Source organism: Halobellus clavatus, assembly GCF_900107195.1.
Classification (GTDB): Archaea; Halobacteriota; Halobacteria; order Halobacteriales; family Haloferacaceae; genus Haloquadratum; species Haloquadratum clavatum.
The window spans coordinates 56,572-81,533 of record NZ_FNPB01000001.1 but is presented as its reverse complement, the minus strand read 5'-3'; the positions used below and the strand labels follow the sequence as shown (position 1 = coordinate 81,533).

The 24,962-nt window shown below is 66.9% G+C and carries 31 protein-coding genes; 12 read left to right on the top strand and 19 right to left on the bottom strand.

What is annotated here, in order from left to right; translation table 11 throughout:
• Positions 1-54 precede the first annotated feature (54 nt).
• Positions 55-741 (top strand): endonuclease III, encoded by a 687-nt coding sequence (gene nth, locus BLU74_RS00420; RefSeq protein WP_089763932.1) that lies wholly within the window; start codon positions 55-57, stop codon positions 739-741.
• 40 nt (positions 742-781) lie between these two features.
• On the opposite strand, the gene BLU74_RS00415 is transcribed toward nth, so the two are convergent.
• Positions 782-1,264 carry a DUF7321 family protein gene (locus BLU74_RS00415; RefSeq protein WP_089763930.1) on the bottom strand — a complete coding sequence of 161 codons (483 nt, stop codon included), beginning with the start codon at positions 1,262-1,264 and terminating at the stop codon, positions 782-784.
• A gap of 114 nt (positions 1,265-1,378) precedes the next feature.
• On the opposite strand from BLU74_RS00415, the gene BLU74_RS00410 reads away from it, so the two are divergent.
• The 8 genes from BLU74_RS00410 (at position 1,379) to BLU74_RS00375 (ending at position 6,334) form a co-directional block, all read left to right on the top strand.
• Positions 1,379-2,293: a DUF7319 domain-containing protein gene (locus tag BLU74_RS00410; protein WP_089763928.1), complete on the top strand. Its 915-nt coding sequence runs from the start codon at positions 1,379-1,381 to the stop codon at positions 2,291-2,293.
• Positions 2,294-2,353: 60 nt separating this feature from the next.
• A complete protein-coding gene (locus BLU74_RS00405; protein ID WP_089763926.1) occupies positions 2,354-3,004 on the top strand; it encodes a plastocyanin/azurin family copper-binding protein in 651 nt (216 codons plus the stop codon).
• On the top strand, positions 3,004-3,390 hold the full coding sequence (locus BLU74_RS00400; RefSeq protein WP_089763924.1) for a DUF7318 family protein: 387 nt from the start codon (positions 3,004-3,006) through the stop codon (positions 3,388-3,390). The genes BLU74_RS00405 and BLU74_RS00400 overlap by 1 nt, the downstream gene beginning before the upstream one ends.
• Before the next feature lie 2 nt (positions 3,391-3,392).
• Positions 3,393-4,199, top strand: a complete 807-nt coding sequence (locus BLU74_RS00395; protein WP_089763923.1) for a cytochrome b — start codon at positions 3,393-3,395, stop codon at positions 4,197-4,199.
• A gap of 7 nt (positions 4,200-4,206) precedes the next feature.
• The gene (locus tag BLU74_RS00390; RefSeq protein ID WP_089763921.1) at positions 4,207-4,980 is read left to right on the top strand and encodes a cytochrome b family protein; all 774 of its coding nucleotides are present in this window, start codon (positions 4,207-4,209) and stop codon (positions 4,978-4,980) included.
• 132 nt (positions 4,981-5,112) lie between these two features.
• Positions 5,113-5,523, top strand: coding sequence for a DUF7315 family membrane protein (locus BLU74_RS00385; protein WP_089763919.1), 411 nt, complete (start codon positions 5,113-5,115; stop codon positions 5,521-5,523).
• A complete protein-coding gene (locus BLU74_RS00380) occupies positions 5,516-5,791 on the top strand; it encodes a DUF7314 family protein (protein ID WP_089763917.1) in 276 nt (91 codons plus the stop codon). The genes BLU74_RS00385 and BLU74_RS00380 overlap by 8 nt, the downstream gene beginning before the upstream one ends.
• A gap of 93 nt (positions 5,792-5,884) precedes the next feature.
• The gene (locus BLU74_RS00375) at positions 5,885-6,334 is read left to right on the top strand and encodes a DUF7313 family protein (RefSeq protein ID WP_089763916.1); all 450 of its coding nucleotides are present in this window, start codon (positions 5,885-5,887) and stop codon (positions 6,332-6,334) included.
• Positions 6,335-6,401: 67 nt separating this feature from the next.
• Here the strand turns inward: BLU74_RS00375 and BLU74_RS00370 are convergent, their stop codons facing one another.
• The 7 genes from BLU74_RS00370 to BLU74_RS00340 form a co-directional block, all read right to left on the bottom strand.
• Positions 6,402-7,154 (bottom strand): diacylglycerol kinase catalytic domain-containing protein, encoded by a 753-nt coding sequence (locus BLU74_RS00370; RefSeq protein WP_139175563.1) that lies wholly within the window; start codon positions 7,152-7,154, stop codon positions 6,402-6,404.
• 141 nt (positions 7,155-7,295) lie between these two features.
• On the bottom strand, positions 7,296-8,219 hold the full coding sequence (locus BLU74_RS00365) for an alpha/beta fold hydrolase (RefSeq protein WP_089763913.1): 924 nt from the start codon (positions 8,217-8,219) through the stop codon (positions 7,296-7,298).
• 45 nt (positions 8,220-8,264) lie between these two features.
• A complete protein-coding gene (meaB, locus tag BLU74_RS00360) occupies positions 8,265-9,416 on the bottom strand; it encodes a methylmalonyl Co-A mutase-associated GTPase MeaB (RefSeq protein WP_175454519.1) in 1,152 nt (383 codons plus the stop codon).
• Positions 9,416-9,847: a cobalamin B12-binding domain-containing protein gene (locus BLU74_RS00355; RefSeq protein WP_089763909.1), complete on the bottom strand. Its 432-nt coding sequence runs from the start codon at positions 9,845-9,847 to the stop codon at positions 9,416-9,418. Before BLU74_RS00355 ends, meaB begins: the two co-directional genes overlap by 1 nt.
• Before the next feature lie 42 nt (positions 9,848-9,889).
• The gene (locus BLU74_RS00350; protein ID WP_089763907.1) at positions 9,890-11,311 is read right to left on the bottom strand and encodes a GAF domain-containing protein; all 1,422 of its coding nucleotides are present in this window, start codon (positions 11,309-11,311) and stop codon (positions 9,890-9,892) included.
• Between the two features lie 170 nt (positions 11,312-11,481).
• Positions 11,482-13,335 carry a S9 family peptidase gene (locus tag BLU74_RS00345; protein ID WP_089763905.1) on the bottom strand — a complete coding sequence of 618 codons (1,854 nt, stop codon included), beginning with the start codon at positions 13,333-13,335 and terminating at the stop codon, positions 11,482-11,484.
• Between the two features lie 120 nt (positions 13,336-13,455).
• Positions 13,456-13,713: an MTH865 family protein gene (locus BLU74_RS00340; RefSeq protein WP_089763903.1), complete on the bottom strand. Its 258-nt coding sequence runs from the start codon at positions 13,711-13,713 to the stop codon at positions 13,456-13,458.
• Between the two features lie 124 nt (positions 13,714-13,837).
• Here BLU74_RS00340 and BLU74_RS00335 point away from each other — a divergent pair, with 124 nt between their 5' ends.
• Positions 13,838-14,293: a pyridoxamine 5'-phosphate oxidase family protein gene (locus BLU74_RS00335; RefSeq protein WP_175454518.1), complete on the top strand. Its 456-nt coding sequence runs from the start codon at positions 13,838-13,840 to the stop codon at positions 14,291-14,293.
• A gap of 72 nt (positions 14,294-14,365) precedes the next feature.
• Positions 14,366-14,926, top strand: a complete 561-nt coding sequence (locus BLU74_RS00330) for a plastocyanin/azurin family copper-binding protein (RefSeq protein WP_089763898.1) — start codon at positions 14,366-14,368, stop codon at positions 14,924-14,926.
• A 12-nt stretch (positions 14,927-14,938) separates the two neighbouring features.
• On the opposite strand, the gene BLU74_RS00325 is transcribed toward BLU74_RS00330, so the two are convergent.
• The 10 genes from BLU74_RS00325 to BLU74_RS00280 form a co-directional block, all read right to left on the bottom strand.
• Positions 14,939-15,997, bottom strand: coding sequence for a glycosyltransferase (locus BLU74_RS00325; protein ID WP_089763896.1), 1,059 nt, complete (start codon positions 15,995-15,997; stop codon positions 14,939-14,941).
• 206 nt (positions 15,998-16,203) lie between these two features.
• On the bottom strand, positions 16,204-16,701 hold the full coding sequence (locus BLU74_RS00320) for a VOC family protein (RefSeq protein ID WP_089763894.1): 498 nt from the start codon (positions 16,699-16,701) through the stop codon (positions 16,204-16,206).
• A 50-nt stretch (positions 16,702-16,751) separates the two neighbouring features.
• Positions 16,752-17,375 (bottom strand): DUF420 domain-containing protein, encoded by a 624-nt coding sequence (locus BLU74_RS00315; RefSeq protein WP_089763892.1) that lies wholly within the window; start codon positions 17,373-17,375, stop codon positions 16,752-16,754.
• 52 nt (positions 17,376-17,427) lie between these two features.
• Entirely contained in the window at positions 17,428-18,474 is a 1,047-nt protein-coding gene (locus tag BLU74_RS00310) for an NAD(P)-dependent glycerol-1-phosphate dehydrogenase (RefSeq protein ID WP_089763890.1), read from the bottom strand.
• 103 nt (positions 18,475-18,577) lie between these two features.
• Positions 18,578-18,955, bottom strand: a complete 378-nt coding sequence (locus BLU74_RS00305) for a hypothetical protein (RefSeq protein ID WP_089763888.1) — start codon at positions 18,953-18,955, stop codon at positions 18,578-18,580.
• On the bottom strand, positions 18,948-19,169 hold the full coding sequence (locus BLU74_RS00300) for a hypothetical protein (RefSeq protein WP_089763886.1): 222 nt from the start codon (positions 19,167-19,169) through the stop codon (positions 18,948-18,950). The genes BLU74_RS00305 and BLU74_RS00300 overlap by 8 nt, the downstream gene beginning before the upstream one ends.
• 99 nt (positions 19,170-19,268) lie before the next feature.
• Positions 19,269-19,964, bottom strand: a complete 696-nt coding sequence (locus BLU74_RS00295) for a LysE family translocator (RefSeq protein WP_089763884.1) — start codon at positions 19,962-19,964, stop codon at positions 19,269-19,271.
• 51 nt (positions 19,965-20,015) lie between these two features.
• Positions 20,016-20,726 carry a TMEM165/GDT1 family protein gene (locus BLU74_RS00290; RefSeq protein ID WP_089763882.1) on the bottom strand — a complete coding sequence of 237 codons (711 nt, stop codon included), beginning with the start codon at positions 20,724-20,726 and terminating at the stop codon, positions 20,016-20,018.
• The gene (locus BLU74_RS00285; protein ID WP_089763880.1) at positions 20,723-21,427 is read right to left on the bottom strand and encodes a metal-dependent transcriptional regulator; all 705 of its coding nucleotides are present in this window, start codon (positions 21,425-21,427) and stop codon (positions 20,723-20,725) included. Before BLU74_RS00285 ends, BLU74_RS00290 begins: the two co-directional genes overlap by 4 nt.
• Positions 21,428-21,536: 109 nt before the next feature.
• Complete coding sequence (locus BLU74_RS00280; RefSeq protein WP_089763879.1) at positions 21,537-22,709, bottom strand: pyridoxal-phosphate dependent enzyme; 1,173 nt, start codon at positions 22,707-22,709, stop codon at positions 21,537-21,539.
• Positions 22,710-22,893: 184 nt separating this feature from the next.
• On the opposite strand from BLU74_RS00280, the gene BLU74_RS00275 reads away from it, so the two are divergent.
• Positions 22,894-24,168 (top strand): NAD(P)/FAD-dependent oxidoreductase, encoded by a 1,275-nt coding sequence (locus tag BLU74_RS00275; RefSeq protein ID WP_089763877.1) that lies wholly within the window; start codon positions 22,894-22,896, stop codon positions 24,166-24,168.
• 15 nt (positions 24,169-24,183) lie between these two features.
• On the opposite strand, the gene BLU74_RS00270 is transcribed toward BLU74_RS00275, so the two are convergent.
• Positions 24,184-24,879 carry a metallophosphoesterase gene (locus BLU74_RS00270; RefSeq protein WP_245705693.1) on the bottom strand — a complete coding sequence of 232 codons (696 nt, stop codon included), beginning with the start codon at positions 24,877-24,879 and terminating at the stop codon, positions 24,184-24,186.
• Positions 24,880-24,962: the final 83 nt, after the last annotated feature.

The following is a 24,962-nucleotide window of genomic DNA, read 5'->3' as shown; positions in this document are numbered from 1 at the left end:
TGCTCGCCGAACCGCGGCCGAATCACTCAACACCGGCGCCCGTGAGACACAGATATGGGCACGCCGCTCGATACTCGCGACGACCAGGCCGCGGAGGTACTCGACCGCCTCGCTGAGGCGTATCCCGACTCGACGATCTCGCTGCACTTCACCAACAGGCTCGAACTGCTCGTCGCCGTCGTCCTCTCGGCACAGTGCACCGACGAGCGGGTCAACGACGTCACCGAGGATCTCTTCGAGAAGTACCAGACTGCGGCCGACTACGCCGCTGCCGACGAAGCGGAACTCGCGGAGAACATCTACGGTATCACGTTCCACAACAACAAGGCCGGCTACCTGCAATCGATCGGCGAAACGCTCGAAGCCGAGCACGACGGCGAGGTTCCGGACACGATGACGGCGCTCACTGACCTCTCGGGCGTCGGCCGCAAGACGGCCAACGTCGTCCTCCAACACGGTCACGACGTCGTCGAAGGCGTTGTCGTCGACACGCACGTCCAGCGAATCACGCGCCGGCTCGGGATCACCGAGGAAGAACGGCCCGAGGCCATCGAGACGGAACTGATGGACCTACTCCCCGAATCGGACTGGCAGCAGTCGACTCACCTGTTCATCAGTCACGGGCGCGCCGTCTGCACCGCGCGTAACCCCGACTGCGGCGAGTGCGTCCTCGAGGACGTCTGTCCGTCCTCGAAACTGGACAGCGACGTCGATCTCGCGTCGGGCGAGTCGTGGGAGTGAGCGCTTCCGGTCCGGCTCGACGCGCCCCGGCGGCGTCACCTCAGCCCAGCACGTACCGACCGACGTAGCGATAGAGGCCGAGCACCCACGCCAGAAACCAGAAGAGCACGTACCCGAAGACGCCGACTCGGAGTCGACCCCGCCACGCGCTCATATTGGGGTGGAGTTCGTCGATGTCGACTGCCTTTCCCGGTTCGTCGTAGAGGTCCGCCTCCCGTTTCACCTGCAGAATTCGCACGATGCCGGTCAGGGCGAACGCCAGCAGGGCGTACGCCTGTAGTCCCAAGAGCGCGTGCAGGACGGTGACTCCCTCGAGTTGATTCAGGATCCGTGGGAGCATCCACGTCACGACCGGAATCGTGTTGAGCACCAGCCCGGGGACGATGAACTTGAGATGGTACATCAGCACGCCCCAGGTCACGACTTCCGCGTCGATCATAATCCACGCGCCGTAGAGGTAGAACGGGAGGCTCGCTGAGACCATCAGCGCCGCGAGCGTCGCGATGGCCGAGTCGGATACCATCAGTCCGGCTAGGGGCTCCCCGGGTGTAAACCGTCCGACTCGACGTCGCCGGCGACGTCACGCACCGGTAGCGGAACCGTTACCCTAAGGAGTCTGCCGCTCCAACCGCCACCGATGACGGAGTCCTCGGAACAGTCGTCCGCGGCGGACCGCCCCTCGGACCCGCGGTCCGACGACCCACCGGACGAGGCCGCCGCCGCGACAAATACCGCCGGCGACACGTCCGAGACAGACGACCTCGAAGCGCTCCGCAAAGAGGTCGAAGCGACGTACGACTTCGAGAACTTCGGCCCCGCGGAGATGGCCGAGATGAGTCTCGAAGAGTGGGAGGCCGCGTTCGATCCGGGCACGTGGGTCGTCGGCGAGGAACTCCTCGACCGAGTCGAACAGGAACTCAACGCGCGGGTCGCGATCCGCGAGATCTTCGCCGTCGTCGAACGCGTCACCGACGGCGAGGACCGCGTCATCGCCTACTCAGACGAGGGGTACGCGGTCATCTACAAGGACGGGAGCGTCGAGGGCGAAGGCACCGTCCTCCGAGACGTCAAACCGACGGTGGCGCTCTGTTCGATGGCCGACTACGAGCTGATGGACGCGCCGGCGGACGCGTCGCTCCCAGACCCCGACGACGTCCCGGAGGGCAGCGGCGAGTTCGGGAACCTGATGCTCCAGATCGTGGCTGGGGTCCAACTCCTCGTCGGGGTCGGGCTGCTCGTCGCCTGGCTCGCACTCCCGTCACTCTCCACCATCGTCGCGCCGATCGCGTCCTTCGGCTTCCTGGTAATCGGGTTCTTCCTGTTCCTGGTCGTCGCGAACGCCCGACTCTCGGATCGGTTCCGCGTCGAGGAGTTCCGCGCCAGACTCGAGACGCTGGACGCGGCGAGCGAGGAACCGGCCGACGTCGTCGCCGAACAGATGGCGGCCGCAGCGGACGAGGGACGCGGCTCAGACGGCGGGGCGCCGAGTGAAACGGACGCCCCCGAAGCGCCCCGAACCGCCGATACAGCCGACGAGGACCCCGGTGCGTAGATCCGTTTCTGGCGGGGGAGTCGGTGGGTTTAAGCGCATTCCATCCTGAGACCGACTTGTATGAAGAGGCGGGACTTTCTGCGAGCAGCAAGCGTCCCTGCTGCTGCCACGACGGCCTCTGCTGCCGCCGGCAGCGTCGCTGCCCAGGAGACGGACGGCGGCACCGAGACCGGTACGGAAACCGGGACCGGGATGGGTACCGGAACGGGAACGAGTACCTCGGGCGGATCCGGCGGTGGCGGCGGGCCGACGAAGACCGTGACGGTCGGTCCCGGCGGGTCGCTGGTCTACGAGCCGGGCACCGAGGAACCACTCCAGATCGCACCGGGCACGACGGTCGAGTTCGTCTGGGATTCAGACAACCACAACATCGTCGTCGAGAGCCAGCCCGAAGGCGCGAACTGGGAGGGTCACGAGACGATCGAGAACACGGGCTTCACGTACACGCACACGTTCGAGACGCTCGGGACCTACGAGTACTACTGTGAGCCGCACCGGACCGCTGGAATGGTCGCCTCCATCGAAGTCGTCGAGAACCCCAACGCCGGCGGCGGTGGCGGCGAGAAGGAACTCCACAGCTTCGGCGTTCCGATCCAGGCCCACTGGGTCGGCGCGGCGACGATCCTCGCGATCATCGTCACGATCATCTTCACGTTCTATGTCCTGAAGTACGGTGAATCGGCCCACACGGGCACGGGGAGGAACGGATAATGTCATCGAGTGGAAGCACCTACGGCGACATCCATCGCTACGAGCCAGCGCGCGAGAGTACCGCGGCCGCCATCGCGATCGTCCTGTTGACGGTCATCGAAGTCGTCTTCGTGTTCCTGTTCACGTACGGCCTGATTTCGGGCTGGGGACTGTCGGAGACCGGGAACATGTACCTCGGCGCGGTCCTGGCCGTAATCTTCGTTGACCTGGCGTTCATACTGGCACTGTACCGGAAGGAGTTCCTCCCGGACGTGATGATCGTGAAGAAACGGCGCCGGAAGTACGAGGACCTCTACATCCGCGAGGAGGACGTCGACGGGACGACGTTCGGTGACGGCGCGTGGGACCAAGTCAAACGGGCGATCTACCCGTACTACAAGCGATAACAATGAGCCTCGAAAAGAAAGACGAATACGATCACAAAGGCTGGATGAAAGAGAAGGATCTGACTCCCGTGGAGTCGACCTTCCTCACGACGCTCATCTGGCTCGACAAGCGGTTCCGCATCGTCGACTATCTGGAGCTCCTGGAGACCCTCTATTACCGGGTCAACCTCCAGATGCCGAAGAGCCACACCGAGCAGTACAACCTCGACAACAAGTTCTGGTACTGGTACCCCCTCTACACGCTGGGGCTGTTTTCGACCCTCGCGTACGTCGTCGCCGCGATATCGGGCGCGCTGTTGGGCTTCTACTATAGTCCGTCAGCCGCCGCGGGATCAGAGGCGGCGGGGACGGTCGCCTACGAGAGCATCGCGTTCATTATGCGCGATATGCAGTTCGGGTTCATGCTTCGCTCCATCCACCGGTGGGCGGCGCAGGTGATGGTCGCCGCGGTGTTCCTGCACATGCTCCGCGTGTACTTCACCGGCGCGTACAAGGAGCCCCGCGAACTCAACTGGCTGATCGGCATCGTCCTGATCAGCCTGACGATGGTGTTCGGGTACACCGGCTACCTGCTCCCGTGGGACCAACTGGCCTTCTGGGCGGGCCAGATCGGCGTCGAGATGTCGCTGTCGATCCCGCTCGCCGGCGAGTGGATCGCACAGCTCCTGTTCGGCGGCTTCTCGCTGAGTCAGGCGACGCTGCAACGGATGTACGTCCTGCACGTGTTCTTACTCCCGTTCGTGGTGACGACGCTCATCGCCATCCACATCGGGATCGTCTGGGTGCAGGGCATCGCGGAACCCCACTAAGAGACCAATGACCGACGAAACCACCTCCGACACCGAGACCGACGACGCTCGCACCGACGGCAGCGGCATCGTCGCGCCGGACGACGAGACCCCGACGTGGCACGAGCGCAAGAAGCGCGCTCAGGGGCTCTCCCGGCTCACCTACGAGTACTTCGAGCGCGCCCGCCGCGAAGACCAGGACCTCCGTCAGGAGTCCGATTACGTCGAACGCGACGTGCTCGCGTTCCCGACCTGGCCCCACGAGGTCATCCGAAACCTCGCCATCGCGAGTTTCTTCGTGGGGATGTTGCTGTTCCTGTCGGCGACGCTGCCACCGCACATCGGCGATCCGGCGAACCCATCGAGTACGCCCGCCATCATCCTGCCTGACTGGTATCTCTACTGGTCCTTCGGGCTGCTCAAGCTCGGTCCGCTGAACCCCGAACTGTCGATCCTCGGCGGGCAGAAGCTGATGGCCGACCGGACCTACGGCGTCCTCGCGAACCTCGTCGTCGTCGGGATCGTCGCCATCGTGCCCTTCCTCAACAAGGGGAGCGCACGCCGGCCCGTCGAACAGCCCTTCTGGGCGGCGGTCGGCGTCGGCGGCGTCATCTTCGCGTTCACGATCAGCGTCTACTCCGCGAAGAACCTCCTCCCGATGAACGTCGACCTCGCGTTCGACCTGGCGTTCCTCCTGCCGATCGTCGGCGGATTCATCACCTGGGCGGTGCTGAAGACGATGCGGGAGGGGTATATGTACGACCTCAACCGCCGGTACTACCGCCTCCGGCCACCGAAGTAGCCGCACGGCGCTCTGCGTCCCGTCTTCACTCCCACGTTTCCTGCTGCGTTTGATCTGATTTTCGCCGCTCGCATCATCGTCGACCGCCCAGAGACGGAAAGGTCCTTTTCGCTCCCGGCCGTAGGAACGCTAATGACCGATGGAGACGCGACCGGCACGAGTGCCGTCGAGCCGGGAGACACGGAGACGCCGGAAGGGGGCAATCCCAGCGGCCGGGGCCGCGACGTCATCGTCCCGATGCCGCTGTACAAGGTCGTGACCGTGTTCTCGACGCTGATCGCCGTCGTGGGCGTCGTGTTCGGGTTCATGCTCCTCGACGCGGCGACGCTGAACGTGAGCTTTCTGGGCGGACTGATCCGCGGTCTCCTGTCGTTCCTCGGCGTCAGTGTTGCCGAGAGCGTGTTGAGCACCGTCCTGGCCGCACTGGGCCTCGCGATCATCGCGTTCGGCGCGGGCGTGTACGTCATCGGCACGCGGTTTCGGGCCCGCGGAATGGGAAAGTCTCAAGAGGACTCCAACGAAGATTCGAACAACAATGGCTGACGAGTTCGTCAAAGGATTGGGCATCTTCACTGGCGGGGGCCTCGCCTGGATGGTGCTCGCAGGCTGGTACCGGACGCCGAGCTTCGAGAGCAGTCAGCAGCTCGTCGCGCCGATCTCGATCGGTGACTCTGCGACGATGTTCGACTCGTTGGGCGTCCTGCTGATGGACGCGCTGTTCTGGTTCACTGTCATCGGCGCGCTGACGTTCTGGGTCGGGATCCCCCTGATCCGGCAGGCTCGCGAAGCGATCGAAGAACGCGCACAGTAGCGCTGTCGCCCTATTCTGCCGTCGATGTCGTCGATCGTCCAGTCGCGCGACGGATTGGAAAAACTCTAATGACTCCTATACCCAACGTCGAGTATGCAACCGCTACAGTTCCTCGTTCCGATCGACGCACTCGAGGCCGTCGGTGGGATTCTCCCTGTCGCCGTCCTCGTACTGGTGATACTCAATATGATCACGCGGATCCTCCAGCACAACCACCACAAACGCCAGCTTCGCGAGAATGACGGCGACGAGGCGATCACCCGGTGGCTCCCGCACACGCTGACCACCCTGGGGATGGTGCTGCTGTCGTTCCTCTATCTGATCGTCGCCCCGCACGGCGGGATGGTGCTGTCTGTCCTCGTCGTGACGGTATTCATCGCGGACTTCTTCGGATTCGAGTCGCGCAAGGTCGAAGCGCGCTCGAAGAGCAAGGATCTCGAACGACCGATCCCGGCGGTCGGCGCGTCGGTCTTCGCGCTCATATATGCGGCCTATCAGAGCTTCTTCTTCCTCATCGAGCCGCTCTGGAACTCGATCATCTGACGGGGGCCACGACCCGAGCGATCCCCGTCGACGCGTTTTTGACACCGGAGCGTCTGCGCAACGCCGCTTACCGATCCGGGACGCTGTCCGGTGTCACGACGGCGAGCGTCCGCGAGACGGTGATCTCGACCGGCGCCTTCGCCGGAACCGTTCTCGCTTCCTCGTCGTCCAGCAGGAGCGACACGGCGGCCTCGTCGCGCTCGACCGACACCGACACGGGGGGACGGAGGACCCACACGTCCGCGTGCATCGCGTACGGGGAGATCGGGACCGCCGCGAGTCCGGTCTCGGGCGCTAACAGCGGGCCGCCCACCGCGTGCGCGTAGCCCTCGCTCCCGAGCGGCGTCGCGACGACGATCCCGTCGGCCCTGACCGTGTCGGACCACCCGGCACCGGAAGCGACCCCGTACTCGGAGATGCGAGCGGGTTCGGCCGTCACGAGTGAGACGTCGGTCACGGCGTGCCCGACGGTCTCGCCGTCGATCGTCACGCCGAGGACCGGGTGCGGCGCGGTTTCGACGCCGGCACCGACGGCGTCGACGGCGGCCGCGACGTCCGTCGCGGGGACATCGTAGCGCGTCGCGCCGGTGCCGACGGGAACGACCGGGCAGTCGGGGGGGTGGCCCGCCAACGAGAGCAGCGCGGCCTCCCCGTCGGCAACGACGACGTCGGCGGCTGCGATCCGCTCGCCGACGTCTGTCTCGGTCGGGTCTGCGACCTCGATATCGGCCGGTTCACGGTCGAAGAGCGTCGCTTCCACCGTCGAATCCGCCGAATCGGGCCGATGGAGGACGAGCACCGAGCGAGCCGCGTCGCTCACAGCTCGGTCTCCGGTCGCGTCCGTCTCGCCCGTCTGGCCGACTCGACTCCGCACATACACGCCGCTACGACAGTCGAGGAAAAAGACCCAGCGGTTCGATATCGATCCGGGGTCCGGATCAGATGCCGCGTGGGTCGTCGCTCACTCCTCGATCGCCTCGCGGATCGCCTCGAGTGACTGTGCGGGGAACTCGACGTGCGGCAGGAGTTTCGCGTCGTCGACGACGACCAGCCGACAGCCGACCGCGTCCGCCAGTTCGCGACCCCGCTTCAACGGCGTGATGTCGGCCTCGCGTCCCCACAGCAGTGTCACCGGCGCATCGATGTCCTCGAGCGTCGATGTGAGGTCCATCTCGGCGTTGAGAAAGCCGCTGACGAACGATGCGGGCGCGTACCTGGCGTTCGGCTGATGGGCCGTCTGCCACTCGTAGTCCATCCACTCGTCGGTCACGCTGTCCATATCGTAGTAGCCGTGGTCGGCGTTGAAGTACCGGATCGACGGCTTCGACGCGAGCACATTGAAGAGTGCCTCCCCCAGCAGCGGCGACCTGAGGAGTTCCCGTGCCAGGAGATTCCGGTCGGGGCCGCCGCGCTCGGTCGGGCAGATCAGGACGAGCGAGGTGAGATCGAGGTCGTCGGCGACCGCCGCGAGGTACGCACTCGTGAGCGAGGACGCCACCACCCGCGGCGACTCGAACGTCGCGACGAAATCGCGGACGAACTCCTCGTAGAACGTCGCCGAATAGCGCAGCGGCGGCCGATCGGACGTCCCGAAGCCCGGGAGGTCGGGCGCGACGACGTGGTAGTCGTCTGCGAGGTCGTCGAAGATCTCGCGGAACTCGCCGCTCGATCCGGCAGCGTTGATCCCGTGGAGGCACACGAGATCCGGATCCTCGGGATCGCCGGCCTCGGCGTACGCGACGTCGAACCCGTTCCACTCGAACGTCTGCTGCGTCCCGCCGAGGGCGGGTTCGAGGGGCGCTGCGCGTCGATCGAGTGCGGTGTTGGCCACTGCGAGCGCGCCGGCTCCGGCGACGGCCGCGCCGGCGACCGATCTGAGTCTCATACGAGTCTGCACGACCGCGAGACGCTTGAGGTTGCTGGGCGGGACTCAGTCGCGGTCGTCTCCGGGGTCTGACTCCGCCGCGGTGGGCGTGCGCTTGTTGTCGACTCGCTGGCCGTCGAGGCACTCTCGTAGCGGTTCGACGACCGCGTCGGCCACGGTGTAGGGATCGGTCTCACCCGATCGCACCCGCTCGGCGAGTGCATCGACGCCGCCGCGTCGGTCGAGTTCCGCCTCCAGCAGTTCGGTGAGATCGCCGCGGACGAGCCGGCGGATCTTCTCGCCGTGGCGCTGCTGTGCTTTCGCCTCTCCCACCCCTGAGCTGCGGAGGTACGCGGCGTGCGCGTCCAGTGCGTCCACGAGGTCCTCGATCCCCTCGCCCGAGGTCGCGACTGTCTCGACGACGCGCGGCTCCCAGTCGGCGGCTGCGTCGGCACCGTCGGACCGCGCCCCGTCAGCGTGACTCTCTCCACCGGATTGGCTTACGCTCCCGTGACCGTGCTTGCCGGCCCCGGCGCCGACGTCCCGCCGGTGGAGCATCTCCTCCAACTCGGCGACAGTGCGCGCCGCGCCGTCCAGATCCGCCTTGTTGACGACGAAGACGTCGCCGATCTCGAGGATTCCGGCCTTCAGCATCTGGACGTCGTCGCCGCTGTCGGGTTGCACCAGGACGCCGACGGTGTCGGCGGTTCGAACGATGTCGACTTCGCTCTGGCCGGCCCCGACGGTCTCGACGATCACGACGTCCTTGCCGAACGCGTCGAGCGCGGTGATCGCGTCCGTCGTCGCCGTCGAGAGGCCGCCGAGACGCCCCCGGGCGCTCATCGAACGGAAGAACACGTCCATATCGCCGTTCGTCGAGGCCATCCGGATCCGGTCACCGAGGACCGAACCGCCGGAGTACGGCGAGGACGGATCGACGGCGACGACGCCGACGGTGTCGCCTCGGTCGCGGTAGGCTGCCGCGAGTTTGTCGACGAGCGTCGACTTTCCGGCTCCGGGGCTTCCGGTGATGCCGACGACGGCGGCGTCGCCCGCGTGGGGATGCAGTCGTGCGACGAGGTCGCGATGGCCCGGTGCGCGGTTCTCGATCAGGGTGATGACGCGGGCCAGCGCGCGGTGCTCGCCGGCGAGCAGGGCCGCGACGAGGTCGTCGTTCCGTGCGTCGAGATCGCGCCCGGATGTGTCGTCGCCGGCCATCACTCGCGGCGCGGCGCGTTCTCGCGCACGAACTCGATCGTTTCCTCCATCGGCGTGCCGGGGCCGAAAATCGCGGCGACGCCCAGGTCGCGGAGTTCCGGTCGATCCTCCTCGGGAATAATCCCACCGACGATCAGGAGAGTGTCCGCGAACGCCCCGTGACGTTTCAGCCCGTCGACCACCTTGGGGACCAGACTGTTGTGCGCGCCCGAGAGGATCGAGATTCCGAGCACGTCGACGTCCTCCTGGACGGCCGCCTGCACGATCTCGTCGGGCGCGCGGTGGAGCCCCGAGTAGACGACCTCGAAGCCGGCGTCTCTGAAGGCGCGGGCGATGACGTGCGCCCCGCGGTCGTGGCCGTCTAAGCCGACTTTGGCGATGAGACACCGGATCGGTCGGTTGCGGCCGTGCTGCTCGGCGTCGGCGCTCATATCCCGGTGTTCGTGCGCCCGGCGCTTGGATCTACCGGAGGGTCAGTCGAGCAACTCGGAGAACGCGCTGTTCGTGGGATCGATATAGATCCCGTACGCGCCTGTGCGCCCGTCCGGCAGCGATACCGAGACGACGCTCAGCGCGAACGTCGCTGTCGATCCATCGGCCATCGTCCGCTCGACGCGGCCGTTCGAGACGCCGCCGGTTCCCATAGCGGCCTCGTACTGCTCCGTCTCGGCATCGCTCGAGGTGACTGCCGTGAGCGGTGTGTCACTCTCGACCGTTCCGAAGCGGTCGTCGTAGGCCCCGTTCGTTTCCTCGATGCGAAGGGTCTGGCTCGGTCTGTTCCGTTCGACGTAGAGCGCCGATGCGGGGATCTCGTCGAAGAACGCGTGCAGGCGGTCGCGCTCGCGTCGCAGCGTCACCTCGCGTTCGATCCGTTCGAGCGCCTCGGCGGTGTATCCGGCGAGGATCTCGAGGAACTCGACGTCCCGATCGTCGAAGGCGTCTCGTTCGTCCGAGACCGCCTGGATCACTCCTTGGTCCCCGACCGGGACACTCAGGACGGCGTGGAGGTCGTCGTGTTCGGAGACCGCGTCGGGATCGGACTGCATGTCGGCGACGACTTCGGATTCTCCGGTGGCCAGCGTCCGCCCGGCGATGCCGTCCTCGAGATCAGTTGCGCTCGCCGCCGGATCGGGGAGGGCCGACGCCTGCGGAACGAGCCGCCCACATTCGGCGAGGAACACGATGGCGTGATCGAACGCCAGCGCCTCGGTCGTCGCTTCGATCGTCTGTTCGGCGACGGCGCCAGCCGTCTTGCAGGCGGCGATGTCCTCGGCGTAGTGGCTCAGTGCAGCGAGTCGCGCGTTCGACTCCCGAAGCTTGTTGATGTGCCGGTCTTCTTGGACCGCCGACTCGACGCGGTTGAGAAGCGTCTCGATACCGTCGTCGCCGGAACGGACGCCATCTATGGTTCCCACGATCGGTGGACTGTAGATGACCGTGGGTACTAGACTGTCTTCGACGAGCGCGCGAACGAGCGACTCGTCCTTGCCGAGAACCACGACGCAATCGAGGGTCGGCCCGAGTTCCTCGACGTATTCGGCATACGTTCTCCGACACCGTACCACCACTTCGGCTCTGAGGTGTCGTTCGAGCGTCTTGAGGACCGTCTCGACGCTCGGTTCCCTGTTGGCGTCGGCGTCGGCGTCGCGGTCGCGACTCGTTCCCTGCTCACTATCGCGGTCTGTGTCACAGTTGCCGTCGCCATCCTCGTCGGCTCTCGAACCACCGCTCTCGACGGGGTCGCAGCCGTCATCGTGGCCAAATCCTGTCTCCCCTCCGTCGACAGCCCCCTGTCGTGAGCCGTCCCAGTCGCCGACGTCGACCCCTTCCCGTGGGATGTCGACGGACTCCGGAACGACGACAAGAATGCGTCCCCCGTCTGCTGCCCCCACCATACCGCACCCCTTGAACGTCAGTCCATTAAGATGTTTGCCCGGCAGACCGGTTCAGTCCCGTACTCACCCCTTGGTGTGTAAACTCGCCGAATTCGACGGGACTTGGTAGCTATTACCAGTGCGCCAAAACCCGTTAGTGTCTTCAATTGAGACAAGTTCCGCGCGGGCGCTCACGGGACGTGCTCACGCAGGAACTCGACCACCTCGCTGTAGGCCTCGATTCGGTTCTCCAGTTTCGCGATGCCGTGGCCCTCGTCCTCGAAGATGCGCTCTCGGACCGGGACGTGTTCGCTCGCGGCCTCGACGAGTTGGTGCGCCTCCGAGACGGGGACCCGCGGGTCGTTCGCGCCGTGGATGACGAAGAGCGGCGCGCGGATCTCCTCGATGGTGTTGAGCGGTGAGATCGATTCGAGGAACGCGCGGTCGTCGTCGAGTGAACCGTACTCGGCTTCCCTGAGTTCGCGCCGCCACTCGCCGGTGTTCTCGAGGAACGTGACGAAGTTCGCGATTCCGACGATGTCGACGCCGGCGGCCCACAGATCGGGATACTCAGTCATCGCAGCGAGCACCATAAACCCGCCGTAGGAGCCCCCCATCGCGACGATCCGGTCGGGGTCGATCGCCGGATGGTCTTCGAGCCACTCGACGGCCGCTTTGATGTCCTTCACCGAATCCATCCGGTTTTCGACGTCGTCGAGGTGGCCGTAGGCCTTCCCGTAGCCCGCCGAGCCGCGGACGTTGGGTTCGAAGACCGCATAGCCGTTCGCGAGGAAGTACTGCGTCACCGCGCTGAACGAGGGTCGGCGCTGGGACTCGGGGCCGCCGTGGATGTCGACGATCACCGGCGTCTCGTCCGTCCCCGTGTCGGACTCGGGGGTCGAGAAGAACGCCGGAATCTCCCGTCCGTCGAACGTCGGGTAGTGGACCAGTTCGGGCGCGACGAACGTGTCCCGCGGGATTCCCGCGGTCGCCGCCCGCGTCCAGCGCTCGGCCGGGCGCTCCGACCCTTCGTCCACGGCGGTCACCGCGTCCGACTCGACGACGTAGACGTTGGCGGGATCACCGCGCTGCGTCACGGTCACGGCGAACCGGTCCCCCGCGCTGTCGAACTCGACACCGCCGATCACGCCGCGCGGCAGCGCGGGTGCCGGCCCCTCCTCGATCGCCGGGGCCGCCGATTCCGCCGAGTCGGGCGCGCGGAGGTGGCCCACGGTCAGTTCGGTGTAGCCGTCGACGTTCGTGGCGTACGCGATCCGCCCCGTCTCCTCGTCGACGGCGACGCCGTCGATCTCCCAGTCGGGGTCGCGCTCGACGAGCGCGAACTCACCGGTTTCGACGTCGACGCACCACAGATCGAGCGTGTCGCTCTCGCGGTCGGAGACGAGATACACGCGCTCTCCGTCGGGCCCCCACTCGGGGCTCTGGAACCGGACGGTTCCGTCGTGCGGGGTCAACAGCGTCAGTTCGCCGCTTTCGACGTCGAGGACCGAGACGTCCTGATCGAAGTTCGAATACGCTTGTGAGACGATGAGCCGCGAATCGTCGGGGGACCATCCGCCGAGCGTCAGCCACCCGTCGCCTTCGGTGATCAGGTCGGCGGCACTGCCGCGCTCGTCTCGTCCCTGGACGTACACGTCGAAGACGGATGCCTCGCGACGGTTGGAGGTGAACGCGAACCGCTCGCCGTCGTGGCTCCACCCGCCCCAGCGATGCTTCGCCTCCGGGTCCGCAGTGAGGTTGGTGATCGCACCGTCGGCCAGGTCGTATCGGAACAGTTGCGCGCGCTCGTTCCCGCCCTCGTCCATCCCGAACGCGAACTCCCGGCGAGTCGGCGACCACGAGACGAACGTCACCCGCTCGTCGAAGAAGGTCCGCTGCTCGGGCCAGCCACCGGGCTCGTCGATCGTCCACACCTGCGGGACGCCGGTCGTATCCATCAGAAACGCGAGTGCTTCGTCCTCGGGTCCGATCGACGCGCCGTAGGCACTCCGAACGTTGAGGTACCGCTCGATGTCGTGGGGCATACCTCCGCGTTCGCCGCCGCGGACGAAAGCGTTCGGGTCCCACCGGTCACCATCGCTCACTGCCTCGACGGCCGCAACAGCCGACCGCCGTGGGCTATAACGCGAGGAACGCTCGCCGGATCAGATAATCCCTTCGGCCTTCAGCCCCTCGATGACGTCGTCGACGAGCGACTCGACGTCGTCGTACGGGAAGTCCTGGTGGGAGCCGAGCTTCGCGGCCATCTCCATCGCGCTCAGCGTCACGTCGCCGGCTTCGAACTTCGTCCCCGGGCCGTCCGGGAGCGTCGGGACGAGGTCCATCTGACTCGTGACGGGGTAGTCGGCACCACTGAACGCGTCGGTGAACTGCTGGCGGAGTTCCGCCTCAACGTCTGCCATAGCCGAGACGTGCGAGACGACCTGCAAAAACGTTCCGGAACCACCACAAACGGGTTGTGAGTTGTTGCTCGGACACCGGGGTTCGGCCCGTGCTTTCTTTGACGTCGATATGGAAGCGCCACCAATGCCGCGTGGTGATTACGGTGTCGCGATGGACGACAAAGCGGTCGCGTCGTTCCTCACCTCACAGGGACACGGTGTCCTCTCGTTCGGGGGCGACGTCCCGTATAGCCTCCCGATCTCGTTCGGCTACGACGTCCTCGAGAACCGGTGCATCTTCCAGTTGGTGTTCCACGAGGACAGCGAGAAGAGTGCCCGACTCGAGGCATCGAACCGCGTCTCGCTGGTCGCCTACGAGTGGAACGACCCGAGCGACTGGCGGAGCGTCGTCGTCGAGGGTCGGCTCCAGCCGATCGAGGAGGCGTCACCGGCGGCGATGGACGCGTCGGAGATCTTCGCCGAGTTCGCCTCTCTCGCCGGCCTCTCGGTGTTCGATCGGCCGTCGGCGGATCTCGACCCCGCGTGGTACGAACTCGAGATCACGAAGATGAAGGGTCGCGAAGCGCCGAGCATCGAGTGACGCTACCGGTTCCGCTCCCGTGGAAGGAGACAAACCAAAGTATTCACTACAGGCGACTCCCAACCCCCGGGTATGACTGACGGCAACGCGGAGATGTCCCGTCGCGCCTTCCTCACGACGGCGGCCGGCACCGCGGCGGCGACCGGCGCAGCCGGGACCGCAGCGGCACAGGAAGACGGCGGTGGCGGCGGCGCCACCGAGACCGTGACGGTCGGCCCCGGCGGATCGCTGGTCTACGAACCGGGCACCGAGGAACCGCTCGAAATCACGCCCGGCACGACGGTCGAGTTCGTCTGGGACTCGGACAACCACAACATCGTCGTCGAGAGCCAGCCCGAAGGGGCGAACTGGGAGGGCCACGAGCCGATCGAGAACACGGGCTTCACGTACACGCACACGTTCGAGACGGTCGGTACCTACGAGTACTACTGTCAGCCCCACCGAACTGCGGGGATGGTCGCGTCCATCGAGGTCGTCGAATCCCTCTCGACGCCGTCGGGATCGGGCGCGCCGGAACTCCCGAACTCTGCGAAGACGCTCGGGGTCGCGACGACGTTCGCGATGGTCGCCACCCTCGGACTCGCCTTCTTCTTCCTCAAGTACGGCGGCGATTACGAGATCGAGGAGGAGTAAGCCCTTCGGGGCTCAGAATAGCCCGTATTCGTCGATTTCGGCCTCGTAGATGCGTTCGTAGCTGTCCAGTACGGCTCCGTGGTCGTACTCGATGAACGTCTCGTTGATCGTCTCGCGTTCGTGCCCGGCGGCGGCGACGACCTCGTCAGCCAGTTCTTGGGGACTCGTAACGCGAGCGCCCCGCTCGCGGTTCTCGACCAACTCGTGCGCGCTCGAACGGGCCTGATACTCGACGATGCCGACACACCCGCAGGCCAGCGCCCACAGCAGGCCGCGGGGAAACGGCTCGACGGTCGCCGTCTGCGCGAACACGTGTGCGCCCTTGAATATCGGCACGAACTCCGCGGGATCCAGTGCCCCGAGGAACGCGACGCGGTCGTCGATACGGAGCTCCGCGGCCGTCTCCATCGCGGCCTCGCGCTCGGGACCGTCGCCGACGATGGCCGCACGCCAGTCGCGGTCCCGGAGTTCCGCCAGCGCCAGGAGAAACGACTCGACGTTGGCGTGCTCGTCTAAGCGACGCGCGTACACCACGTCCGCGCGGTGGTCGACGCCGGCGTCGCGAACGAGGTCGAAGTCGATCGACTCCGGGACGACGTCGATTGCGTCGGCGGCGACGCCGTACTCGCGAACGTCGGTCTTCACCAGCCGTGAGGGGGCGAGCACCCGACTCGCGCCGCTCACGGCCCGGCGGCACATCCGCGTGGTGTCGCCGTCGCGTCTCTCCCACCAGTCGACGATCACCGGCACTCTGAGTACCCGTGCGGCCGTCTTCGCCGCGACGACCTGGGAGGGCGGGCTGTTGGTCACGTGGACGACATCCGGACCGGCTCGTCGCAGCGCGAACGGCAGTTTCGAGGCGAACCCCCGCGCCGACGGCGTCTCGGTCACTCCGACGTACTCGACGCCGTTCTGCTCGAACCGATCCAGCGGCCCGTCCCACCACTGCGTACAGAAGAAGACGACGTCGTGGTCGCGGGCGGCCAACCGCTCGGCGACTCGTCGTGCACGCCTCGTTGCCCCGTCTGAACGGCGTTGATCGGGATACAGCGAGACGAACGCGACGCGCATATCCGAGGATTCCGGCGTGGCGATAAAAACCCTCGACATTCCGGCGGTCGAAACGCCGCATCGTTGTCGTGCGGAGACCGGAGGGTGACTGCCCGTAGCCGCCGGTCCCGCGGGTGGTCGCTCGCTTCCGGCTCGGGTGTAGCTGTTGGCTGCGATCCGGCGTCTGCCGCCTCCGGCTCGGGCGTGGCTGTCGCCTCTGATCCGTCTCAGTCGTCCATATAGATCGGTGCGGCCGCCTCGTCGGGTCCGGGTGCCGCCACGTCGGTCCGCTCGACGAGATTCCCCACGACCCCGTCGTCGAGGGCCTCCGCGTCGGGCGCGTTCACCTCGACGAGGTTGCCGGCGGGATCGCGGATGTAGAACTGTACCGCGCCGGACGGGAGCACGTACACCGGCGGCTCACCGTCGACGTAGCCGGTCTCGATCTGTGGCAGGAGTTCCACCTCGGCGCTCTCGTGGGCGCGGATGGCCTCGTAGACTGCCTCGAAATCGTCGACGTGGAGCGCGTGGTGGTTGAACGCCGGTGGTTCGTCCGCCCGTTCGACGATGTGCAACTGGAGATCGCCGCAGGCGAGCCACTGCGTCGGTTCGTCGAAGCCGGGCGTCGGGATCTGTTCCATCCCGAACACCGACTCGTAAAACTCGACTGAAGCATCCAGGTCGGTCGCGAGGATACTGACGTGCGTGTACTGCGTGCCACTCATACCAGCGAGAGCGACGGCGCCGGACGGTAAAATGGTTCGGCTGGATCGGGTCAGCCGACGAGAAGCAGCGTCGCCGCGGCCGCCTCGACGTACTCCCAGTCGAAGGCGTGATTCAGCAGGAGGTAGGTGACGACGCCGAGGGTGAGCGACAGCAGCCACGATCCCGCGGCGATCCGACCGACCGTGCGGTGTCGCGTCTCCGTCCGCAGTTCGGCCGGCGAGTGCGTCGCGCCGAGTACGAGCGCGTACAGCACCACCGGAACCGCGACGATCGAGAGGACGATGTGGATCGCGAGCATCGCCAGATACGGGTAGTAGACGATGTTCGGCCCGACGAACTCCTTGGTTCCGCCGCCGCCGATCTTGGTGAGATACATCACGAGGAACACCAAGATCAGCACGAAGGAAGTCACCATCGCGGTGGCGTGTTTTTTCACCTCGTCCTGCCGGATCCACCGCCACCCGGCGGCGATCACGAGCACGTTCACCGCGTTGACGAGTGCGATCGCGTCGGCGAGGCGGTTCACTGCCGTCAGCGAGAGCTCGGGGAAGAGACTCCGGGGGACCACGCCGAGGAAGGTCCCGACGACGGCGGCGTAGCCGACGATCGAGAGGACGATCGTGGCCGCCAGCGGATGCCGTTTGGCCGCGTTGTCGGCGCTCGCAGTTGCCATATCGAAGGGTTGGACTCGGCACTATTCGGTCTTCGGATCCGCGACGACTCGCTCAGAGCACGCCGGTGAACGTCGCCGCCTCGTGGGCCGCGTCGTCGCTGACGCCGTCGCCGAGAATCGTGTATCGATCGCGGATCGTGTGGGCGGTCGTGAGCGCTTCGAGGAACGTCTCCGCGTCGATCCCGAGTTCCTCGGCGGTCGTGGGCGCGCCGACGTCTTCGAGCGCGGCGCGGATGTCGGCCCACTCGCCGCGCTCGCCGGAGTGGAGGTACTCGGTGACGATGGCCGCGACGCCGACCTGGTGGCCGTGCAGCGCGCGTCCGGGGACGAGTCGGTCAAGTTGGTGTGAGATGAGGTGCTCCGCGCCCGACGCGGGCCGGGACGACCCCGCGATCGACATCGCGACGCCGGAGGAGACGAGCGCCTTCGCCACCAGCCACGCCGACTCCTCGAACCCGGGTTTGATCGCGTCAGAGGATTCGACGAGCATCTCGGCGGTCATCTTCGAGAGCGCGCCGGCGTACTCGCTGTACTCGACGTTCTTCAACCGATGGGCCAACTGCCAGTCTTTCACCGCCGTGTAGTTCGAGACGATGTCCGCACAGCCCGCCGTGGTGAGGTCCCACGGCGCCTCCGCGAGGATCTCCGTGTCGGCGACGACCGCCAGCGGCGGATCCGCGGCGACCGAGTGTCTGGTGTCGCCCTCCGGAATCGACGACCGGCCCGAAACGATGCCGTCGTGGCTGGCAGCCGTGGGCACAGAGACGAAGCCGCACCCCAGCCGGTCGGAAGCCATCTTGGCCGTGTCGATCGGCTTTCCGCCGCCGAGGCCGACCAGGTAGCCGGCGTCTTCGGCCTCCGCGACGTCGATGACGCGCTCGACGGCGTCGAAACTCGCCGACGCGACGGTGACCGTCGCCGGATCGTCGAACTGCGCACGGACCCGGTCGCCAGCCAACTCGTTCGGCGTCGGACTCGTGACGACGAGCGGACGGCCGGCGAGATGGAGTTCTCCGAGCGCGTCGGAGAGGTCGTCGAGGACGCCGTGCCCGACGAGCACGTTCCGCGGGAGTTTGATCCACGTCGTCTTATCGAACATAGCACACGTACTTCGCTGCACCATTTAGAAGATGAGGGTCTCCGTCCCGGCCCGCCACGCTCGGGGGGCAGGGACGCGAGGCTCCGAGGACGGGAGTCGACGCTCACACCGAACGGAGCGCGACCACGAGTTCGCGGCCGACAGCGCCGAGCAGTCCGCCGATCCGGACCTCGATCGGTGCGGTCCCGAGTTGCGTCGAGACGACGCCCGGGTCGGCTCCGACGCCGGCGACGGCCACCGTCCGGTCGCGAATCCGAATCTCGACGGTCAGATCCGTCAGTCGGAGGAGTTCGTCCAGACGCGTCTCGCCGCCCTCGGGGAGTCGGCGCAGCGCCCGGACCGCTCCGGGGAGCGAGGGAAACAGCACGAACAACCGCTCCCCGGTGGACTGCACCTCGGCCTGGGTCCCGGCGACCTCGAGGGTCAGGTCCGCAGCAACCGAGAGGGGCGGGAACTGTTCCTCGGCGTGCGCGTCAGTCACGCTCCCGGGTCGTGACGCGGAGCGTGCCGTCGACGCGCCACCGCGCGTGCTCGGCGTCGTCGCCGGTTCCGCTCGGGACTTCGACCTCCATATCCTCGAAGTCGTACGTGATCTCCGCTCCGCGCCCGGTCAGTCTGTCGTAGAGACCGATCGCGAGTTCGGGCCAGGTCGTCGTCTCGTCGATGCGCTCGTCGGGCGGCTGTGAGTCTGACATCGTAGATAATTAGGGTCCTGCTGGTACATAGTTTATGCCCGTTCGACGGTGGCTCCGAGCGGCACTGATCGCTCCGACACCTGTGGGTTCGACGTCGGGTTAAGCGAGCACCGCGACGCTCTCGGCGAGGAAGACCACGCCGAACCCCGCGAGGACGACGGCACTGAGACCGGCGACCAGGGGCGCGAAGGCCTCGACGCGGCGTTCCGCACCGACGAGCGCGGCCGGGAATCCGGTGATCCAGAGGACGATCCCGCCGAAGAAGCCGGCGACGAGCGCCGGCGACCCCGTCTCGACGACCAAGAGCCCGGCCAGCGTGTTCCCGACGTACGGCGTCTGCGCCAGGATGTCGACCGTGCCCGACTGGAGGAGCCCGACGCCGATCGTGAGCCAGAAGAGGATCTGATACGGGTTCGTGAGCGCCAGGACGAACGCCTTCCTGAACCCGGTGCCGACTCTGGGATCGGACTCGTCGGTCGGCCCCTCACCCGGGCGGAACGAGGAGCGGACGTCCGCGGCCGCACCGTACGCGAAGTACAGCATCAGCAGGCCGCCCACGCCGATCATCGCCGCCCGCACGAGCGGGAAGCGGTCGACGAACGCAACGACGCCGAGTGCCGCCAGCACGAAGAAGATCGCGTCGGCGCTCATCGCCCCGAGGCCGGCTTTGAATCCCGCGAGCCATCCTCTGACCACGCTCTCTTCGGCGATGATCGCGTTCATCGGGCCGGGCGGAGCGGCGAGGGCAACGCCGAAGACTACCCCCGCCGAAAGCGTCGCGAGAAGACTCGTCATCGACCGGTCCGAGGACCGGAATCGAGAAAAAAGAACCGAAATGGCGGGTCCTTACAGGAGCACCGCCACGGCCGCGCTGACCGAGCCGATGAACGTCTCCCAGAGGGAGAACCCAGTCAGAATCGAGAGCGCGGTGTCCGCGCCGAAGAACGCGAACAGCGCCGCAGAGGCGAAGTGGGCTTTCCGCATATCGAACCGGTGGGCGAAGGTGTGGAAGAAGTACGCGTTCGCGAGGCTGATCGGGATGATCGCCAGCATCTCGCCCGCCCAGATCGCCGAGGTCGCGCCGTACTGGACTGCCAATCCGATCGTGACGAGTTGCGTCTTGTCGCCGAACTCGCCGGTGACCATCATCACGAAGATCGGCAGGAAGCCGCCGAACGAACCGGAAAATCGGTTCAGCGGACCCGGGAGGTCCTTCCCCGCGAGATCGACGAAGCCGCCGTCGGTCTCGGTCGCCTCGTTCAGGCCCGTGCCACTGCCCTGACTGGGTGCCGAGCGATAGAGCAGCACCGCGAACGCGAGAAAGAGCCCGGCAGTCACGGTATCGAGGACGACGGGCGGCAGCAGCGACTGGAGCGCGCGGCCGAACAGAATCTCGATGGCGGTCCACCCGGCGAAGGCGGAACCTGCGGCCGCGACCACCACGCGGGGATCGTACCGCGTCGAGAGCCCCGCGATGATGAACTGAACCTTCTCGCCGGGGAGCACCGCCAGCTGTGCGACAAACGCGACGACCAGGATCTCGAGGTAGCTGCTCACGCGTCAGTCACCTCGCCGGGGCCGGCGGCCGCGCCCGCCTCCGCGGCAGGACGGACCGAAATCGCGTCCGCGACGGACTCGGGGAGGCTCTGTTCGGCCTCGTCCTCGGTCCGAACCGTGACCATCCCGAACGGCGCGATGTCGACGATCTCGAGGACGGTCCCCGGCGTCACACCCGCGTCGGCGAGGTACTCCAACTCCTCGCGGTCGCGGTCGCTGACGCGCGAGACGACGACCCGACTCCCGACATCGTGGGCCGTCAGCGGGGTCGCGTCGTCCTCATCCAGCGGCGAGAGATCGGCCGACGGGATCGGGTCCCCGTGCGGATCGACGACCGGATCGTCCAGTGCGGCGGCGACGCGCCGCTCGAACTCCTCGCTGATGTGGTGCTCGAGTGCGTCGGCTTCCTCGTGGACCTCGCTCCAGGCGTAATCGAGGTGTTCGGCGAGATAGCATTCGAGCAGTCGGTGGTGCCGGAGCACCTCGAGTGCAACCGTCTCGCCCTCCGCAGTGAGTTCTGCTCCCTTGTACTTCTCGCGTGCCACGAGTCCGCGCTCTTCGAGCGTCTCGAGCATACTCGTCACCGTCGCAGGCGTCTTCCCCACCGTGTCGGCGATCGCAGACGTCGAGACGGGCGGCCCGGTCCGGGCTTGTAACTGGTAGATGGCTTTGAGATAGTCTTCCATCACGTCACTCAACATAGATGGTTTAGACCACTCTAAAAATATTAGTCTATCGGTCGAAACAACTGTCTCTGTGTGACTGATTACCGTGAAAGCGAACGATCTCGGGCCGGATCCGGTCTCACTGCTAGATTCCTTTTCCCATCAGGTGGCTTCGAAGCACGTCTGCGGTCTTCGTTCCGGATTCGGTGTTGAGCACGACCACGTCGTCCTCGGAGCCCAGGACTCCGTCGTCGCCGAGTTGTCCGGCGGCCGCCAGTGCGACGCCGCCGGCCGCCCCGACTTCTAGGCCCGCCTCCTGCGCGGCGACGACGGCGCTCTCGAGGCTGTCGTCGTCGTCGACCGCGACGAACCGCCCGTCGGTCTCGGCGACGGCGGCGAGCGCTGCGGCTCCACCTTTCGGCGCCGGAATCTCCAGTTCGCCGACGATCGTATCCGGCGACGACCACGGCTCGATCTCGTCGTCACCTCGCTCGGCGGCGGCCACGAGCGGCGCACACCCGGCGGGCTGTGCGGCGTAGAGCGTGGGGGCCGATTCGATCATCCCGATCGCCTGGAGTTCCCGAAACCCCTTGCCGACGCCCGCGACGACTTCACCGGTGCCAGCGGGGACGACAACTGCGTCCGGTGCCGTCCACGCGAGGGACTCGGCGATCTCGAAGGCAACGGTCTTGAGCCCGTCGTGGCGGTGTGGGTTGTCGAACTCCTGCAGCGTGTACCACTCCGACTGTAACTGGTCGTCGAGCGCGGCCTCGGCGTCCGGGTAGCGGCCCCCGGCGACGCGCATCTCGCCGCCGTGGACGTTCACCATCGCCTTGTTCGAGAACGGCGCGCGCGAGGGGACGAACGCGTACGATCGGAGGTCGGCCATCCCCGCGTAGGCGGCGGCTGACTGTCCCGCGTTCCCCGGGGCGGCGAGCGCGACGAGGTCCGCGTCGGCCTCGCGCGCTGCCGTCACCGCCGCCGCCAGGCCGCGGTCCAGGACCGTCCCCGTCGGGTTCCGGCTCTCGTCTTTGATCGTGAGGCTCCCGACGTCGGCCTCCGCGGCGAGTGTCGGAGCCGACACCAATGGCGTCCCGCCCTCGCCCGAGGTCACTGGGTCCCCGAAGGCGAGGAGCTCCGCGTACCGCCACATCGACTGGGGCGCTCCGTCGAGTGCGTCGTCGGCCCAGTCGACAGCGTCGTACTCGTAGGTCGCTTCGAGTCGCGCGCCCGCGTCGGTCTCACCGGTCGCCGTCGCGTCGTAGCGCTCGTCGGTCGCCGTACACCGTAACCCGCGAAACGCCTCGCTCGTTCCCATACCTCGACGTTCGGTCCGACGCTCAAATCCCTATTCATCGGGCGGGGCCGCGGAGGGGCCCCGTTGACTGCCCGGCCCGGACGCCCGAGCGCCGTCGCTGGCCATCCGACGCCCGCGATCGATCACTCGACCACGCCGTCGGCCACTCGCAGTCCCTTTGTGCGTCCCGGCTGAACACCCGCGTATGACTGCTGATTCCGTCGCGGTCGTCGGCGGTGGACTCGCCGGACTCGTCGCGGCCCGTCGGCTCGCCACCGGCGGCGCGGACGTGACGCTGTTCGAACGGCGCGATTCGGTCGGCGGCCGGGTCCGCACGGAGCACCGGGAGGGGTTCACCCTCGATCGGGGATTCCAGGTGCTCTTCACCGGCTATCCGGCCGTTCGAACCGAACTCGACCTCGACGCGCTCGATCTCCGGTACTTCACCCCAGGGGCGGTCATCGCCCGCCCCGGGTCGCGCTCGACGCTCTCGGACCCCCTCCGCGACCCGCAGTCGGCGCTGGCGTCGCTGCGGAACCACGAGGTCACCCAGACCGACAAGGTCCGGACGCTGTTACTCAGACAGGACGTGGGCACGCGGACCGAGGTCGAGATCTTCCGGAGCGCAGACAAATCGATCCGCGAATACCTCCGGGAGTGGGGGTTCTCGGAGTCCTACATCGAGAACTTTGTCGCCCCGTTCTACGGCGGGATCACGCTCGATCGGTCGCTGTCGACGTCCAAGCGCGTCTTCGAGTACACGTTCAAGTCGCTCTCCGAAGGCCGGATCGCGCTTCCGGCCCGTGGGATGCAGGCGATCCCCGAGCAACTGGCCGATGCGGCCCGCAGCGCCGGCGCGTCGATCCGCCTCGGCGAACGCGTCGTCGACGTGACCGACCACGACGACGGCGTTACCATCGAGGTCGAGGGCGACGCCATCACGGCCGACGCCGTCGTCGTCGCGACCGATCCGAAGACGGCCCGGCAGTTGACCGGCACGGACTCAATTCCGACAGCGACCCGAAGTTGTGTGACGCAGCACTACCGACTCCCGAGCGAGATCGCGCCGACGACGGGCCGGAAGCTGCTGCTCAACGCGGGCGATCCATCGCCGAACACCATCGTCCCGATGTCGGAGGTCGCACCCGAGTACGCCCCCGACGGGGCGGCGCTCCTGAACGCGACCTTCCTCGAGGACGCCGCGTTCGACCGTGACGAGGCGGCGCTCGCCGAGGAGACGCGGCTGACGCTCGAATCGTGGTACCCCGACCGGGACTTTGAGGAGTTAGCGCCCGTCCGCACGCACCGGATCGAGTTCGCACAGTTCGATCAGCCCCCGGGGATCCACGAGGAACTCCCGGACGTCAGAGCGCCCGGCGGGCGGACGTACCTGGCCGGTGACTACACCGCGTGGTCGTCGATTCAGGGTGCGATGCGGAGCGGGCGCGAGGCGGCCCGAGCGGTCCAGCGGGACCGGTGATCCCCCGCTGCGCCCTTACAGCAGTCGGCGGAACGAGTCCAGCGGCGGGAAGGTGAGCGCCTCCTCGCTCCCCTCGTCGTAGACGATCGGGCGCGCGTCGCCGAGCCGGGAGAGCAGCGGCGATTGCAGGTCCGATCCGCGTGCGTCGTTGACCACGACGCCGGACACGACGCGCGAGAACGCCGGCAACATCAGGACGTCGGCCTCCCGGAACGCGTCCGGTGCATTCAAGAAACAGGGCCGCTTTCGCCCCTCGATCGTGATCGCCGGATGATCGTGACCGACCAGGTAGCGCTCCGCGTCGACGCTGGGCGCTTCGTGTCCGTGGCAGACCACGGTCCGCGGCGCGTCGCTGGCCACGAAGGCGTCGTGTACGTCTTCGTCGATCGCCTCCAGAGCCGTGTCGTGGTTCCCGCGGACGAACACGGGCGTTGCTCCCGCATTCCGGCAGGCGTCTGCGAGCGCGCTGACCGTCTCGCGGCTCCGCTCGGTGATCGTTCCGAACCGGTGGAGGACGTCGCCGGCGAACACGACGGTTTCCGGATCGAACTCGTCGAGTCGCGACGCCAGCCGCTCGGTGAGGTCGCGCCGTTCGCCGATCGGGAACGCGACCCCCGACGCGTCGGCCCGTCCGACGTGCAGATCGGCGACGACGAGCGTCTCCGCGTCCTCGAGGAACGCCGCCCGCGTTCGGTACTCGATACCGTCCACAGGACGCCTTGAGCGCGGAGCGACATATCCGCAGCGGCTCCGGTTCGTGGCGCGTCGTCGCCCGCAAGTGACACCCCGGGCAT

Coding starts and splice junctions, on each gene's coding strand:
- BLU74_RS00350 (WP_089763907.1), bottom strand. CDS start 11,311: ATGGTGGGGGCAGCAGACGGGGGACGCATTCTTGTCGTCGTTCCGGAG.
- BLU74_RS00380 (WP_089763917.1), top strand. CDS start 5,516: ATGGCTGACGAGTTCGTCAAAGGATTGGGCATCTTCACTGGCGGGGGC.
- BLU74_RS00330 (WP_089763898.1), top strand. CDS start 14,366: ATGACTGACGGCAACGCGGAGATGTCCCGTCGCGCCTTCCTCACGACG.
- BLU74_RS00275 (WP_089763877.1), top strand. CDS start 22,894: ATGACTGCTGATTCCGTCGCGGTCGTCGGCGGTGGACTCGCCGGACTC.
- BLU74_RS00355 (WP_089763909.1), bottom strand. CDS start 9,847: ATGAGCGCCGACGCCGAGCAGCACGGCCGCAACCGACCGATCCGGTGT.
- BLU74_RS00295 (WP_089763884.1), bottom strand. CDS start 19,964: ATGACGAGTCTTCTCGCGACGCTTTCGGCGGGGGTAGTCTTCGGCGTT.
- BLU74_RS00320 (WP_089763894.1), bottom strand. CDS start 16,701: ATGAGTGGCACGCAGTACACGCACGTCAGTATCCTCGCGACCGACCTG.
- BLU74_RS00365 (WP_089763913.1), bottom strand. CDS start 8,219: ATGAGACTCAGATCGGTCGCCGGCGCGGCCGTCGCCGGAGCCGGCGCG.
- BLU74_RS00280 (WP_089763879.1), bottom strand. CDS start 22,709: ATGGGAACGAGCGAGGCGTTTCGCGGGTTACGGTGTACGGCGACCGAC.
- meaB (WP_175454519.1), bottom strand. CDS start 9,416: ATGGCCGGCGACGACACATCCGGGCGCGATCTCGACGCACGGAACGAC.
- BLU74_RS00390 (WP_089763921.1), top strand. CDS start 4,207: ATGACCGACGAAACCACCTCCGACACCGAGACCGACGACGCTCGCACC.
- BLU74_RS00300 (WP_089763886.1), bottom strand. CDS start 19,169: ATGTCAGACTCACAGCCGCCCGACGAGCGCATCGACGAGACGACGACC.
- BLU74_RS00400 (WP_089763924.1), top strand. CDS start 3,004: ATGTCATCGAGTGGAAGCACCTACGGCGACATCCATCGCTACGAGCCA.
- BLU74_RS00325 (WP_089763896.1), bottom strand. CDS start 15,997: ATGCGCGTCGCGTTCGTCTCGCTGTATCCCGATCAACGCCGTTCAGAC.
- BLU74_RS00310 (WP_089763890.1), bottom strand. CDS start 18,474: ATGTTCGATAAGACGACGTGGATCAAACTCCCGCGGAACGTGCTCGTC.
- BLU74_RS00375 (WP_089763916.1), top strand. CDS start 5,885: ATGCAACCGCTACAGTTCCTCGTTCCGATCGACGCACTCGAGGCCGTC.
- BLU74_RS00340 (WP_089763903.1), bottom strand. CDS start 13,713: ATGGCAGACGTTGAGGCGGAACTCCGCCAGCAGTTCACCGACGCGTTC.
- BLU74_RS00285 (WP_089763880.1), bottom strand. CDS start 21,427: ATGTTGAGTGACGTGATGGAAGACTATCTCAAAGCCATCTACCAGTTA.
- BLU74_RS00395 (WP_089763923.1), top strand. CDS start 3,393: ATGAGCCTCGAAAAGAAAGACGAATACGATCACAAAGGCTGGATGAAA.
- BLU74_RS00335 (WP_175454518.1), top strand. CDS start 13,838: ATGCCGCGTGGTGATTACGGTGTCGCGATGGACGACAAAGCGGTCGCG.
- BLU74_RS00345 (WP_089763905.1), bottom strand. CDS start 13,335: ATGCCCCACGACATCGAGCGGTACCTCAACGTTCGGAGTGCCTACGGC.
- BLU74_RS00315 (WP_089763892.1), bottom strand. CDS start 17,375: ATGGCAACTGCGAGCGCCGACAACGCGGCCAAACGGCATCCGCTGGCG.
- BLU74_RS00410 (WP_089763928.1), top strand. CDS start 1,379: ATGACGGAGTCCTCGGAACAGTCGTCCGCGGCGGACCGCCCCTCGGAC.
- BLU74_RS00385 (WP_089763919.1), top strand. CDS start 5,113: ATGACCGATGGAGACGCGACCGGCACGAGTGCCGTCGAGCCGGGAGAC.
- BLU74_RS00415 (WP_089763930.1), bottom strand. CDS start 1,264: ATGGTATCCGACTCGGCCATCGCGACGCTCGCGGCGCTGATGGTCTCA.
- BLU74_RS00405 (WP_089763926.1), top strand. CDS start 2,354: ATGAAGAGGCGGGACTTTCTGCGAGCAGCAAGCGTCCCTGCTGCTGCC.
- nth (WP_089763932.1), top strand. CDS start 55: ATGGGCACGCCGCTCGATACTCGCGACGACCAGGCCGCGGAGGTACTC.